13 protein-coding genes are annotated in these 13,488 nt (G+C 71.9%); 9 read left to right on the forward strand and 4 right to left on the reverse strand.

Going from position 1 to position 13,488, the window contains the following annotated elements; all coding sequences use genetic code 11:
- The first annotated feature begins 164 nt into the window (after positions 1 to 164).
- Together CLV56_RS19260 and CLV56_RS19265 are read left to right on the forward strand one after the other, a co-directional pair.
- Positions 165 to 1,277: an S-(hydroxymethyl)mycothiol dehydrogenase gene (locus CLV56_RS19260; protein WP_039364897.1), complete on the forward strand. Its 1,113-nt coding sequence runs from the start codon at positions 165 to 167 to the stop codon at positions 1,275 to 1,277.
- A complete protein-coding gene (locus tag CLV56_RS19265) occupies positions 1,274 to 1,903 on the forward strand; it encodes an MBL fold metallo-hydrolase (RefSeq protein ID WP_039364895.1) in 630 nt (209 codons plus the stop codon). Before CLV56_RS19260 ends, CLV56_RS19265 begins: the two co-directional genes overlap by 4 nt.
- A gap of 87 nt (positions 1,904 to 1,990) precedes the next feature.
- Here the strand turns inward: CLV56_RS19265 and CLV56_RS19270 are convergent, their stop codons facing one another.
- Positions 1,991 to 2,671 carry a TetR/AcrR family transcriptional regulator gene (locus tag CLV56_RS19270; protein ID WP_170224828.1) on the reverse strand — a complete coding sequence of 227 codons (681 nt, stop codon included), beginning with the start codon at positions 2,669 to 2,671 and terminating at the stop codon, positions 1,991 to 1,993.
- A 98-nt stretch (positions 2,672 to 2,769) separates the two neighbouring features.
- Here CLV56_RS19270 and CLV56_RS19275 point away from each other — a divergent pair, with 98 nt between their 5' ends.
- Together CLV56_RS19275 and CLV56_RS19280 are read left to right on the forward strand one after the other, a co-directional pair.
- On the forward strand, positions 2,770 to 3,000 hold the full coding sequence (locus CLV56_RS19275; protein WP_100415469.1) for a helix-turn-helix domain-containing protein: 231 nt from the start codon (positions 2,770 to 2,772) through the stop codon (positions 2,998 to 3,000).
- A 137-nt stretch (positions 3,001 to 3,137) separates the two neighbouring features.
- A complete protein-coding gene (locus tag CLV56_RS19280) occupies positions 3,138 to 6,272 on the forward strand; it encodes a glycosyl hydrolase (RefSeq protein ID WP_100415470.1) in 3,135 nt (1,044 codons plus the stop codon).
- 444 nt (positions 6,273 to 6,716) lie between these two features.
- Here CLV56_RS19280 and CLV56_RS19290 read toward each other — a convergent pair whose 3' ends face one another.
- The gene (locus tag CLV56_RS19290) at positions 6,717 to 8,201 is read right to left on the reverse strand and encodes a carboxyl transferase domain-containing protein (protein WP_100415471.1); all 1,485 of its coding nucleotides are present in this window, start codon (positions 8,199 to 8,201) and stop codon (positions 6,717 to 6,719) included.
- 127 nt (positions 8,202 to 8,328) lie between these two features.
- On the reverse strand, positions 8,329 to 9,195 hold the full coding sequence (locus tag CLV56_RS19295) for a fumarylacetoacetate hydrolase family protein (protein WP_039343623.1): 867 nt from the start codon (positions 9,193 to 9,195) through the stop codon (positions 8,329 to 8,331).
- A gap of 54 nt (positions 9,196 to 9,249) precedes the next feature.
- Between CLV56_RS19295 and CLV56_RS19300 the strand changes: the two genes are divergently transcribed.
- Positions 9,250 to 9,972 (forward strand): FadR/GntR family transcriptional regulator, encoded by a 723-nt coding sequence (locus tag CLV56_RS19300; RefSeq protein WP_100415472.1) that lies wholly within the window; start codon positions 9,250 to 9,252, stop codon positions 9,970 to 9,972.
- A gap of 13 nt (positions 9,973 to 9,985) precedes the next feature.
- Entirely contained in the window at positions 9,986 to 11,251 is a 1,266-nt protein-coding gene (locus tag CLV56_RS19305; RefSeq protein ID WP_039343624.1) for a DUF3500 domain-containing protein, read from the forward strand.
- Positions 11,252 to 11,285: 34 nt separating this feature from the next.
- On the opposite strand, the gene CLV56_RS20725 is transcribed toward CLV56_RS19305, so the two are convergent.
- On the reverse strand, positions 11,286 to 11,435 hold the full coding sequence (locus tag CLV56_RS20725; RefSeq protein ID WP_157805229.1) for a hypothetical protein: 150 nt from the start codon (positions 11,433 to 11,435) through the stop codon (positions 11,286 to 11,288).
- A 116-nt stretch (positions 11,436 to 11,551) separates the two neighbouring features.
- Here CLV56_RS20725 and CLV56_RS19310 point away from each other — a divergent pair, with 116 nt between their 5' ends.
- The 3 genes from CLV56_RS19310 (at position 11,552) to CLV56_RS19320 (ending at position 13,454) form a co-directional block, all read left to right on the forward strand.
- The gene (locus CLV56_RS19310) at positions 11,552 to 12,367 is read left to right on the forward strand and encodes an IclR family transcriptional regulator (RefSeq protein WP_245857996.1); all 816 of its coding nucleotides are present in this window, start codon (positions 11,552 to 11,554) and stop codon (positions 12,365 to 12,367) included.
- Positions 12,368 to 12,624: 257 nt separating this feature from the next.
- Positions 12,625 to 12,912, forward strand: a complete 288-nt coding sequence (locus tag CLV56_RS19315) for a DUF1905 domain-containing protein (protein ID WP_039343627.1) — start codon at positions 12,625 to 12,627, stop codon at positions 12,910 to 12,912.
- A gap of 104 nt (positions 12,913 to 13,016) precedes the next feature.
- Positions 13,017 to 13,454 (forward strand): VOC family protein, encoded by a 438-nt coding sequence (locus tag CLV56_RS19320; RefSeq protein ID WP_039343628.1) that lies wholly within the window; start codon positions 13,017 to 13,019, stop codon positions 13,452 to 13,454.
- Positions 13,455 to 13,488 lie beyond the last annotated feature (34 nt).

Below are 13,488 nucleotides of genomic sequence, written 5' to 3' on the forward strand. Positions count from 1 at the left end.
GCACCGCGTCGCCGTGGGAACCAGCTCACCGCCGTACGGCATCCACCGCCCTTTCACTCATCGGGAGCCGGTGGTGCGCGTCGCGGTTTGGCGTGATTGGGTCGCGTTGTGCCGGTTCGCGCCGGTCGAGCTGTCGCAACCACACCCCACCCCGAGGAGCCGCAATGCAGCAGGTCAAGGCCGTCGTCGCCCGTACGAAGGGTGCGCCCGTCGAGGTGACGACGATCAACGTGCCCGATCCCGGACCGGGTGAGGCCGTGGTCGCGATCCAGGCGTGCGGGGTCTGCCACACCGACCTGCACTACCGCGAGGGCGGCATCAACGACGAGTTCCCGTTCCTGCTCGGCCACGAGGCTGCGGGGATCGTCGAGGCGGTCGGCCCGGACGTCACCGGTGTCGCGCCCGGCGACTTCGTCGTCCTCAACTGGCGCGCGGTCTGCGGCGAGTGCCGCGCCTGCAAGCGCGGTGACGTCCACCTGTGCTTCAACACCCACAACGCGACGCAGAAGATGACGCTCGCCGAGGGCGACGACGCCGGTACGGAGCTGTCACCGGCGCTGGGGATCGGCGCCTTCGCGGAGAAGACCCTCGTCGCCGCCGGGCAGTGCACGAAGGTCGACCCGTCGGCGCGACCGGCTGCGGTCGGCCTGCTCGGGTGCGGCGTGATGGCCGGGATCGGCGCCGCGATCAACACCGGCGGCGCGACGCGCGGCCGCTCGGTCGCGGTGATCGGCTGCGGTGGCGTCGGCGTCGCCGCGGTCGCCGGTGCCGCGCTGTCCGGCGCGTCGCCGATCATCGCCGTCGACATCGACCCGAAGAAGCTCGAGGCCGCGAAGAAGCTCGGCGCGACCCACACGGTCGACTCCTCGCAGGTCGATCCGGTCGAGGCGATCCGCGACATCGTGTCGCAGACCTACGAGGGCGCGGAGGGTGCCGACATCGTCGTCGAGGCGGTCGGTCGCCCCGAGACCTGGAAGCGGGCCTTCTACGCCCGCGACCTCGCCGGCACCGTCGTGCTCGTCGGCGTCCCGACGCCGGACATGACGTCGCCGGAGATGCCGATGATCGACTTCTTCAGCCGCGGCGGGGCCCTGAAGTCGAGCTGGTACGGCGACTGCCTGCCGAGCCGCGACTTCCCGATGCTCGTCGACCTGTACCAGCAGGGCCGGCTCGACCTCGACGCGTTCGTGACCGAGGAGATCGGCATCGGTGACGTCGAGGCGGCGTTCGAACGGATGCACCACGGCGACGTGCTGCGCTCGGTGGTGGTCCTGTGACGGCGGCGGGCCCGACCGGGTCGGCGCGCGTCGACCACGCGGTCACGTCCGGGACGTTCAGCCTGGACGGCGAGACCTTCGACGTCGACAACAACGTGTGGGTCGTCGGCGACGACTCCGAGTGCATCGTGATCGACGCCCCGCACTCGGTGGACGACATCATGGCGGTCGTCGGCGACCGTACGGTCCGTGCGATCGTCTGCACCCACGCGCACGACGACCACGTACGGGTGGCTCCGGAGCTGCGCGAGCGCACCGGGGCCCCGATCTGGCTGCACCCCGGCGACGAACCGGTCTGGGAGCTCACCCACCCCGACGTCCGATGGGACGCCGACCTGTCCGACGGGCAGCGGATCGAGATCGCCGGGACCACGCTCGAGGTGCTGCACACACCGGGTCACGCGCCGGGGGCGGTGTGCCTGTACGCGCCGGAGCTCGGGTGTGTGTTCACCGGGGACACGCTGTTCGAGGGCGGACCGGGCGCGACCGGCCGTTCGTTCTCGGACGCGGACCTGATCCGGGCGTCGATCCGGGCGCGGCTGTTCGCGCTCCCGGGCGACACCGTCGTTCACACGGGCCACGGGGACGACACGACGATCGACGCGGAGCGCGCGACGGTCGGCTGAGGCGCCCGTACCGACCACGATTTGTCGAGTTGCGGCGCGATTCCACCCTCGGATTCGCGCCGGAACTCGACAAATCGGGGTCGGTGCCTACGCCTCCGCCTCGCGCAGCCCGGCCTCCGCCGCCGCGACGATCGCCGCCCGTACGTCCGGGGGCCGGCGGTCGGCGGGGATCGCGCCGGTCGCGACGAGCTCGAGATGGTCGAGGACCACCGCCGGGAAGTCGAAGCTGCGCTCACAGATCACCCACTGGAAGTGCAGGCCGTCGCTCATCGCGATGCACTGGCGCGCGAGGCGTTCGGGATCGACGGACGCGAGCAGCTCGCCCCGCTCCCGGCACCCCGCCAGCGTCGCCGTGAGGTGCGCGATCGCGCCCGGGTGATCGGCGACCGAGCCGTCGCCGCGCGCCTTCACGAGGCGCGCGGTCTCGACGGCGGTGAGCACCGACAGGTCGACGAGCTCCGGTGAGCGCGCGAGCAGCAGCGTGCTGATCTGCATCCGCGCGAGCACGTCGATCATCGTCGGCTCGTCCGGCAGCAGACCCCACCAGCGGCGGATCTCCGCCATCCGGACGCCGTGGACCGCGACCAGGAGATGGCCCTTGGTCGGGAAGTAGTGGAGCACGCCCTCCTGGGTGATCCCGACGTCGCGCGCCACCGCGGCCAGCGAGGTGCTGTGGTAGCCCGCGCTCGCGAACCGCTCGGCCGCCGCGGCCACGATGCGTTCCTCGCGGTCACGCCCGGTGACGTACCGGCCCCGAGGTCTGCTCACGCCCGTCATCGTAGGCGATGGCCGGATCCTGACACGCGAAAGCCTTGCGTACTAAGGATTCATTTTCCTAGCATGACGGAGGCCGAGAGGGGGCAGGCATGGGTCGTACGGAGACCGGCGAGCGCATCGCGTCAGCGCCCCGACTCGACCCCGGGGACCTCACGCTCCTGCGACTTCTCAGCACCGGGACGAGCTGGCCCGCGATCGGCGAGCAGCTCCACGTCAGCGAGCGCACCGCCCATCGCCAGGCGCGCGACATCTGCGACCGCATCGGCGTCCGCCGGCCGATCGAGGCCGTCGTCTGGGCGATCCGCGAACAGCTGATCTGACCGCTCACAGGCACGAGCCCGTCGACGGCTCGAAGCCTGACCTATTCCTGCCAGATCGTCCCGAATGTCTTGCCTTCCGTGTGACGCAGCGCACAGGGTATGAATCGATTCATACCATCGACCCCACGGAGGATCCCGTGCTCGATCGATCTCGCTCCAGCAGACGTACGCCGCGGTGGCTGGTCGGCGCCGCACTCGCCACCTGCCTCGTGGCCGGTGCCGTCGCCGCACCCGCGTCGGCCGCACCGGACCAGCACCGCGGCCACGGCAGCGGCAAGGGCGCCAGCGGCCACGGCAGCGGCAAGGGCGGCCACCACCAGAAGCCGAAGGCCTCCTCCTTCGTCGAGGACTTCGCCGAGGCCGACGCCGACCACGGCGCGATGGTCCGCTGGTGGTGGCCCTCGGCCGTCGACGCCGACGTCGCCGTGGAGCAGCTGCGCGAGGTCGCCGACGCCGGCTACAAGGGCGTCGAGATCGCGTTCGTCATGGACGGCACCGACTACGCCGTCGATCCCGACGAGCACGAGTACGGCGACCCGAGCTGGCAGGCCGCAGTGAAGGCCGTTCTCGACGAGGCCGACGACCTCGGCGTCCAGGTGGACCTGACGCTCGGCGGGCGCTGGCCCGCTGCCGTCCCGGGACTCGACGTCGACGGCGATGCCGCGAGCCAGGAGCTGGTCGCCGGCAGCACGGTCGTCGCCGCCGGCGATACATACGGCGGCGCCGTGCCCCAGCCGACGCCGCGGACGTACGAGGACCGCACGTCGGACGACGGCGTGATCACGTCGACGACGAAGACCGCCACCCCGCACTACGTGACCGCGACCGCGGCCCGCTGCGTCACGGACTGCTCCGAGGACCGGCCCCGCATCGACCTCGAGTCCGTGACCGACATCAGCGACGCCGTCGACGGCGACACGATCGACTGGACCGCGCCCGGCGACGGCACCTGGCTGGTCACCGGCTACTGGCGCCGCGGCACCGCGCAGCGCAACGACGCACCCTTCGGCTCGACGGTCTCCCTCTTGTCCGATCCCGAGTCCCGGGTCGTCGACCACTTCGGCCGTGAGGGCACCGACGCGTTCCTCGCCTTCTTCGACACCCTGCTCGACCGCGAGACGCGGAAGCTGCTGCGGCGTGCCGGCGGTTCGATCTTCGAGGACTCGCTCGAGCTGAAGCACGCGCAGCCCTGGACGCCGTCGTTCATCGCGGCGTTCGAGGACACGAACGGCTACTCCGTCCTCCCGTACCTCCCCGCGCTCGCGCACGTCGCCCCGGCGAGCCCGTTCGCGCCGGCGTCCCCGATGTACACCTTCGGCGACGGCCAGGACGAGACCGCCCAGCGCGTCCTGCACGACGTCGACGAGACCCTGAACGACCTGTGGACGGACAACCACGTACGCCCGATCAAGCGTTGGGCGCACCGTCTCGGTCTGACGTTCCGCGCCCAGGCGTACGGCGAGCCGCTCGACCTCGGCTCGGCCGCGAACGCGCTCGACATCAGCGAGTGCGAGACGCTCGGCTGCTCCGAGGACCAGTTCCGCACGGTCGCGACCAGCGTGGCGCTCGCGAGCAAGGATCTGGTGAGCAGCGAGATGCTGCCCGGCGGGTTCGGGAATCTCTACGGCCTCACCCAGGCGCAGATCACCGCCGGCGTGAACCGCGAGTACGCCCTCGGCGGCAACCAGATGGTCTTCCACGGCCTCCCGTACCCGACGGTGCCGCCGAGCGCCGACGGGACGATCACGGACGACGCGTCGTTCTGGCCGGGATTCCACGCCTTCAGCTCGAACATCGGTGAGGCCTTCGGTCCGCGCCAGCCCTCGTGGGGCATGCAGTCCGACGTCGCCGACTACTACGCACGGACCCAGCAGACGCTGCAGACCGGCAACGCGCGCTACGACGTCGCCGTGCTCAACGCCGTGCTCGGCGCCGAGGAGTCCGCGACCGACGGGGCGTTCCTGGACGAGGCCGGCTACACCTTCGGGTACGTGACGCCGGGCTCGCTCGCCGGCCAGAAGGTCAAGCGTGGCGTGCTGGCACCGAACGGCCCGGGCTTCCAGGCGCTGGTCATCGGCAGTGAACCGATCACGCTCGCGACGGCGGAGCAGATCCTGACCGCCGTACGGCGCGGGCTGCCCCTGGTCGTGATCGGCGACGGGCCCGAGCACGCCGCCGGGTACGCCGCGGACTCCGACGCGGCCGCCGCGCTGGATCTGAAGCTCGAGCGGACGTTCGATCGGATCGTCGACGCACCGTCGACCCAGGTCGTCGCCGACGAGTCGGCGGCACTCGACGCACTGGCCGCCACGGGGGTCGCCGCCGAGGCCCAGGCGTCGGACACGGGCGTGAAGGTCGTGCACCGCGAGGACGACGACCGCGACCTGTACGTGCTGGTGAACCGGACCGACGACGCGCAGACCGTCGACGTCACCCTGAGCGGAAGCCGCCGAGCCGTCCCGTACGCCCTCGATCCGTGGACCGGCGACGTGTCCCCGGTGGGCGTCTACACCACCGACCGCGACCAGATCACGATCACCGGTGTCGAGATCCCGGCGGGGAGCACCGCGCTGTACGCGATGGCGTCGACCCGCTTCGCCGGGGAGAAGGTCGGCAGCGAGCACGTCACGGCGACCACGGCCGCGGACGCGACGTGGACCGCCGGGGTGGGGCGCGGCAAGCGCTCCGCCGGCACTCTGACGGTCCGCGCGAGCGAGAACGGCACGGCCACCTCGCAGCTCAGCAACGGCACGACCGTCCGTACGCAGGTCCGTGGGGTCGCCGACGAGCAGCAGCTCGGTGACTGGGACCTCGTGCTCGACGAGTGGCTGCCCGGAGACGCCGACGACGCCTCGGACGTCACACGTCACGTCGAGCACACGATCGACGGCGTCGCGCTGACGTCGTGGACCGAGATCGACGGGATCGAGGACGCGGTCGGGATCGGCACGTACACCACCGAGGTGCAGGCCGACCGTGACCTCGCGCGGTCCGGCGCGGTGCTGGACCTGGGCGCGGTCTCCGGTTCGTACCGCGTCCGCGTCAACGGCAAGGCGGTCGCGGTCGCCGACCAGCTCGGCACCGAGGTCGACCTCGGCGACGCACTGCGACCGGGACGCAACGTGATCGAGGTCGAGGTCGCGAGCACGATGCTGAACCGTCTGCGGATCACCCGCCCGGCCGAGTTCGGCGGCCGGACGCCGACCACGAACGGGCTGCTCGGCCCGATCGCCCTCCAGCCGTACGTGGAGGTGAGCCAGCAGGTGCGCTGACACGTCGCGATCGCACCAGTGCGGTGGATCCAGGGCAGCATGTGCCCGGGATCCGCCGCACTGTCGCGTGTTGTCCCGCTCGCTCCGCCCGCTCAGGTCAGCACGTTGACCGGCGACCCGGCGACCCAGGCGGCGACGTCCTCGACGACCCCGGTGAAGTACGTGCGGTAGTTCCCCGCGGTCACGTACCCGAGGTGCGGCGTGCCGAGCACGTTCGGCAGGTGGCGCAGCCGGAGGTGCGGCAGGCGTGCGATCAGGACGCGGGTGAGCGGGTCCGCTCGCGCATCACGACGAGGATCTCGGCATCGCCGATCGCGTCGACGAGCGCATCACCGCTCAGGTGCGCACGCAACGACGTGCATCAGTGTCGAAGATCGATGTCAGCAGACGTCATCGTTCTTCGACACTGATGCAACCACCAGCCAGATCGCGCAGACGCCGCCGCTATCCCTGCGCCGCGAGCTGCGCGACCACGGCGGCTGCGATCGCACGGCAGTACGCTGCGGGGTCCTCGTGCGCGGCCGGCTGCTCCGGCACGACTGCGTCCACGATCCCGGTCGCCGCGAGATCGACAGCGCGGATCTGGTGGCGCCGCGCCATCTCGGCGGCGCGGTCGGTGGTCCGGTACAGGATCGCGCTCGCACCCTCCGGCGGCAGCGGCGACAGCCACGCGTACTCCCCCGCAACCACGCGCCCCGCCGGCAGCAGCGCCAGCGCCCCGCCGCCGCACCCCTCGCCCAGCAGCACCGACACGCTCGGCACGGACAGCGCGACCATCCGCGCGAGGCACGCCGCGATCTCTCCGGCGAGACCGCCCTCCTCCGACGCGACCGACAGGTCCGCACCGGCGGTGTCGATCACGCAGACCAACGGGAGGCGGAGCTCCTCGGCGAGCTCCATCGCGCGTCCCGCCCGACGAAGCGCGGCCGGGTCGAGCGGCCGCCCGAGCGCCTCGGCCTTGCGGTCCTGCCCCACGAGCACGCAGGACGTACCGCCCAGGTCGACCAACGCGGTCAGCACCGCCGACTCCGGACCACCCGCGGGTGTCCCGTCGAGCGGGACCACGTCCGCTGCCGCGTACCGCAGCAGCTCCCGCACCCCCGGCCGATCCGCCCGGCGGGTGGTCTCGATCGCCGCCCACGCATCCGGGCCGTGGGATGCAGCACCAACCGACGCACGCCGTACGGCGGGTGTTGTCGGCGCATCCGGCTCTGGCAGTACGGCGGATTCCCCCTGCGCATCGACAGACGCCGGCCGCGACGACAGCACCGCGAGCGCGCGGGCGGCGACGTCCGCGAGGTCCTGCGGCTCCACGACGGCGTCGACGACGCCGTGGGCGGCAAGGTTCTCGGCGAGCTGGACCCCGGTCGGGAACGGGACACCCCGCAGCATCCGGTACACACCCGGCCCGAGGAACCCGATCAGCGCCCCCGGCTCCGCGACCGTCAGATGCCCGAGCGACCCCCACGAGGCCAGCACGCCGCCGGTGGTGGGGTGGCGCTGGTAGACGAGGTACGGGAGGCCGGCCGCCTTGTGGGCGACCACGGCGCGGGTGATGTCGGCCATCCGTACGAATGCGGGCGTCCCCTCCTGCATCCGCGTGCCGCCGGACGCGGTGGCGGCGACGAGCGGCAGGCGTTCGGCGGTGGCGCGCTGCACAGCCGCGATGATCCGGTCGGCGGTCGCCGCCCCGATCGACCCGCCCAGGAACCGGAACTCGCTCACGACCAGCGCCACCGCATGCCCCCCGAGCGAGGCACGGCCGGTGATCACGGACTCGTCGGTCCCGGCCTTCGCACGGGCGGTACGGAGGGCCTCGGCGTACGCGTCGTCGACGTCGACGTCGACGATCGGCACGTCCCACGACTCCCAGGAGCCGGGGTCGACCGTGGCCGCGACGAGCTCGTGCGCCCCGAGCCGCACAGTCACGGCTGCTCCCCGCTGGTCGGGTCTCGATCGAGGGCTCGTTCCTCGCCCTCGCCTCGACCAACGGGATCGCGACCCTCCCCGCTGGTCGAGGCGCGAGCGGAGCGAGCGATCGAGACCCCCACCACGCTCACGCCCCCACCCCCGCGTGCCGCACGTCGTTGGCGACCACGGGTGTCGTCAGGATCCCGAGCCGTTCGACCTCCACCTCCACAGTGTCTCCCGGCTGGAGCAGCCACGGAGGATTCCGCGAGTAGCCGACTCCCGACGGGGTCCCGGTCGCGAGCAGGTCCCCCGGCCGCAGGGTCAGCGTCTGCGAGATCAGTGCGAGCGTGTCGCCGACGGTGTAGACCATCTCGTCGGTGCTCCCCGACTGCACGACTTCGCCGTTGACGCGTGTCTCGACCTTGAGCCCGTCACGCAGGTCGCCGACCTCCGCAGCCGGGACCATCGGGCCGAGCGGTCCGGACTTGTCGCCGTTCTTGCCGAGGATCCACTGCGACGTGAGCTTCTGCGCGACGCGCGACGTGAGGTCGTTGAACGTCGAGTAGCCGACCACGCCCGCGAGCGCCTCGTTCGGTGTCACGTCCACCAGCGTCTCGCCGACCCACGCGGCGACCTCGCCCTCCCAGTCGAGCCCGGGCTCGTTCGCGGGGACCGGGACGCCGACTCCGCCGACCGACAGCGACGCGGGCCACCGCGCGAACAGCGTCGGATGCTCGGGCACGCCCGCGTCTGCGTACGAACCCTCGGCGACGTGCTTCAGGTAGTTCAGGCCGATGCAGATCACGCGGGCCCCGGGCAGGACCGGTGGGACCAGCTCCACCGTGCGTGCGTCGACCGGCGGTGCGGCCGGCTCGGTCGCGAGCCACCCGCGTGGATCCGCCCAGAACTCCTCCACCCCGCACAGCCGAGCCACGCTCCGACCGTCGGCGCTCTGCACGCCGACCGCGGTCGACCCATCGGACTCGCGGATCCCCACGATGCCGCCGTTCATGACTGCCTCCTAAAACACCTATACCTTTTATAGGTTTTACGCTACTCTCGCTCCATGAGCAACCCCACGTCCGCGTACGGCACGCTCGACCTGCGGGACCGCGTCACCCAGGCGGGGGCGCAGTCGCGGGCCGAGCGCCTGGCCGCGCTGCTCGAGGAGCGGATGCGCGACGCGGACTGGCCCGCCGGGACGCCGCTCGGGACGCTGGAGTCGCTGCGCGAGGAGAGCGGGCTGTCACGCCCGACCGTGAGCGAGGCCGTCCGGCTGCTCCGCGACCGCGGCCTGGTGGTGATCAAGCCGGGGCGCGGCGGTGGGCTGTTCGTCGCGGAGGGCACGCCGGTCGTCCGGCTCCGGCACACGCTGCTGACCGTCGCCGAGGAGCCGTCGGCAGTCCTCGAGGCGATCGAGCTGCGCGACCACCTCGAGTCGCTGATCGACGTCGCCGCCGCCCGGCACCGCGACGCCGACGACGTCGCAGACCTGCGCCGGCTCGTCGACGCGATGGGCGCGGCCACCGACTGGCCGTCGTTCATGACGGCGAACTGGTCTATCCACCGCCGCATCGCCGAGATCTGCCCGAACGCGATGGCTCGCGCCGTCTACGTCGGCACGCTCGGACACCTGTCGGACGCGTCGTCGCAGTACGCGGACGGGGCCGACGCCGAGGCGTACCGCGCCCGACGCCACCAGGTCCACGCCGACCTCGTCGACGCGATCGCGTCCGGCGACGAGGACCGCGTCCTCGACGCCGTCGCCCACCACCACCGATCCGACTGACTGGAGAACGACCGTGGATGCCAACCCGTCGGAGTTCCGCCGCTATCTCTTCGACCACGACCACCCGCGTCTCGCCGACGTGCGGGGGCTGGACGCGTACGCGTACCGGGAGGCCGCGCGCGACGACGACTTCACCGGCGGCTTGATCGAGGGCTGGACGCCGCTGTACAAGAACGACTTCGTCGGCGTCACCTCCGACGGGACGCTGCGCGAGGGGCTGTACCCGCTGGAGCCCGCGCGGCCCGGCGAGGAGGCGCCGGTCGCGGCGATGGTCGACGCGGCGGAGCACCTGCTCGCGCTGCTCGACGAGGACGCACGCGCCGCGCTCACACACCCGGTCGACGCGGTCGAGTGGCAGACGTGGGCGAACCCGGAGTTCATGCAGTTCGACACCGGCCTGCGGCTGGAGTTCCAGCCGGCGGACGTACGCGCGGCCGCGCTCGCGCTGGTCGAGGCGTCGCTGAGCCCCGAGGGGTACGCGCTGGCGCACCGGATGATGCAGATCAACGGGTTCCTCGGCGAGGTGGTCGACCTGGAGTCGATCCTCAACGAGTTCAGCTACAACGTCGCGCTGTACGGGACACCCGACCTGCGGGCGCCGTGGGGGTGGCAGCTGTACGGGCACCACGCCGCGCTGAACTGCCTCGTCGTCGACGGCCGGATGTCGCTCAGCCCGGTCTTCCTCGGGGCGGAGCCCGACCAGATCGACGCGGGCCCGCTGGCCGGCGGCGGGCGCCCGTTCGTACGGCGGGTCGAGATCGCGACCGCGCTGATGGCCGCGCTGACCGACGACCAGCGCGCGGAGGCGATCGCGTACGAGCAGATGGTCGATCCCGCGATGCCCGAGGGACGCGTGCACCCCGGCGACGAGCGCCATCTCGCGGGCGCGTTCCAGGACAACCGCGTGATCCCGTACGAGGGGGTGCGCGTCGCGGAGCTGCCCGACGAGGCTCAGCGGCTGGCGCTCGCGTTCGTGGAGGAGTTCGTGGCGCTGCTGCCGGAGGGCCCGCGGCGGGCTCGGATGCGCGAGATCGCTGCGCACCTCGACGAGACCTGGCTGACGTGGATCGGCGGGTGGAAGCCGGGCGACGTCTTCTACGTCCGGGTCCAGTCCCCCGTCGTCATCGTGGAGCTCGACCACCATTGCGGGGTGTTCCTGGACTACGACGAGCCGCAGCCGTTCCACATCCACACCGTGATGCGTACGCCGCACGGCAACGACTATGGCCGCGCGTGGGTGCGACAGTGGCAGGAGCAGGCCGCCGGCGCCGCCGGTTGAGACGCAGCACCGCCGGTTGAGCCTGTCGAAACCGCTAGACCGGCAGCCCACGCTCGTCGTAAAGACTGTCCGAGCTCAGCCGCGGCCTGTCCTCGGCGGCGAGCCGCGCGTCGACATCGGCGAGGATCCGACGGACCCGTGCCGCACGGTCCGGGTCCCGCTCGCGGGTGCTGTTGAGGGTCATGGACGAATTTTGCCTGGGCCGCCCCGCGTTCTGCCAGCCCCTTTTCGCACCACGCGGCGGTAACGTCATGCACCGGCGCCCACCGCCGGTCGAGCCTGTCGAATCCAGGGGGACCGATGAACCGCACCGACGCGGCACGCCGCACCCATGGCGGCAAGCCGACGCACGGCGAGCCGATGATCGACCGGGTGTTCGCGCTGCTCCGCGCGTTCAGCGACACCTCCCCCGCGCTGACGGTCCCCGAGCTGAGCGAACGCAGCGGCGTCCCGCTCAGCACCACGTACCGCCTGGTCTCCCGGCTCGCAGCCTGGGGTGCGCTGGAGCAGCGCGACGACGGCCGGTACGCGGTGGGGCTCGGGCTGCTCGAGATCGCGTCGCTCGCGCCGCGCGGCCACGGCCTGCGGAGGGTCGCGATGCCGTACCTGTCCGACCTCGTTGAGGCGACCCGCCAGCACGTGCTGCTCGCGGTGCGGGAGGAGCACGAGGCGGTGCTGGTCGAGCGGCTCTCGCACCACGAGGCCGCGCCGGTGCACTACCGGGTCGGCGGGCGGATGCCGCTGCACTCCACCGGTGTCGGGCTCGTCCTGCTGGCCTATGCCGAGCAGGAGACGCAGGAGCAGATCCTGTCGCGGCGCCAGACGCGGCTCCCCGAGCACGAGCCTGTCGACGTCACCGCTCTGCGCGCCACGCTCGCGGAGGTCCGGCGGGATGGGCTCGCGGAGCTGCATCGCGGATCGCCGCAGCCGGTGCTCGCGGTCGCTGGGCCGGTCCGCGACGCCGACGAGCGCGTGGTGGCGTCGTTGTCGGTGCTGGTGCCGGACGGGTCGGTGCCGGCACGGTCGCTGGCCCCGGCCGTACGGGCGGCGTGCCGTGCGGTGTCGCGTGCACTGGGATCGCCGAGCGCGGGTGCGCCGCGGACGCACGCGCGCTGAGCACCTGGACGACGGGCTTCCGACCGACTGGCGAAGCATGGGTTGTTCTGGATTCCTCGCACGCTGTGCGCGCACAGTGTGCGAGGAATCCAGACATCACCCAGTCTTCGTGTCGCTCGGCCACAGGAGCCGGAGCGCGCAGACCGATCGCGCAGACCGATCCCGCAGACCGATCGCGTAGCGGCGACCGAACGATGATTCCGCCCGGTTGCGGAGGTCTACCCTGCAAGATCCGGAACGACGCGAAGGGGCTCGACATGAGCAGCAAGGCCGGCGCACTCGACATCACCTTCACCGCGACTCTTGGGCGCGTACGCGAGGGCGACACCTGGACCTGCGTGCAGCTCACCGACTCGGCCACCATCTTCGGGACCCGGGGCCTGGTCAAGGTCTCGGGCACCGTCGACGGCGAACCGTTCGACGGCGCGTTCATGGCACTCGGCGACGGCACCCACAAGCTGCCGATCAGCGCCCGGATCCGGCGCGCGATCGGCAAGACCGACGGCGACGAGGTCACGATCCACCTCACGGCACGACGCTCGTGAGCGGCGCCGGCCCTCCCGATGTCGCGGGCCCTCCCGATGTCGAGAACGCGGCGCCGGCTCCGCTCCCCTCATGAGAAGACCCCGAACAACACGAGGATGGACCCATGGCACAGATCCGCTTCGACCACATCGGCGTCACCGTCGCCGACCTCGACACCGCGATCACGTTCTTCACCAAGCTCGGGCTGGATCTCGAGGGCCGGATGTTCCTCGAGGGCGAGTTCCTCGACACCGTCTCCGGGATCCCCGACTCCCGCACCGAGATCGCCATGCTCCGCGCACCCGGCGGAGGCGGCGCGCTGGAGCTCGCACGCTTCGTACGGCCCGACCACCAGCCCGGCTCCCCCGAAGCCATGGCCACCGCGCTCGGGCTGCGCAACGTCTCCTTCGAAGTCGACGACCTCCAGGCCACGACCGACGAGCTCGCCACCGACGGGTACGGCCTGGTCGGCGGCATCGGTGAGTACGAGGGCGTCTGGAAGATGGCCTACGTCCGCGGACCCGAAGGCATCATCGTGTCCCTGGCGCAGCGGATCGGGTGAGAACGCCACCGCGACGACGGAGCTGGTCCGGCTC

The sequence above is a fragment of the Mumia flava genome (genome assembly GCF_002797495.1).
Taxonomy (GTDB): Bacteria; Actinomycetota; Actinomycetes; order Propionibacteriales; family Nocardioidaceae; genus Mumia; species Mumia flava.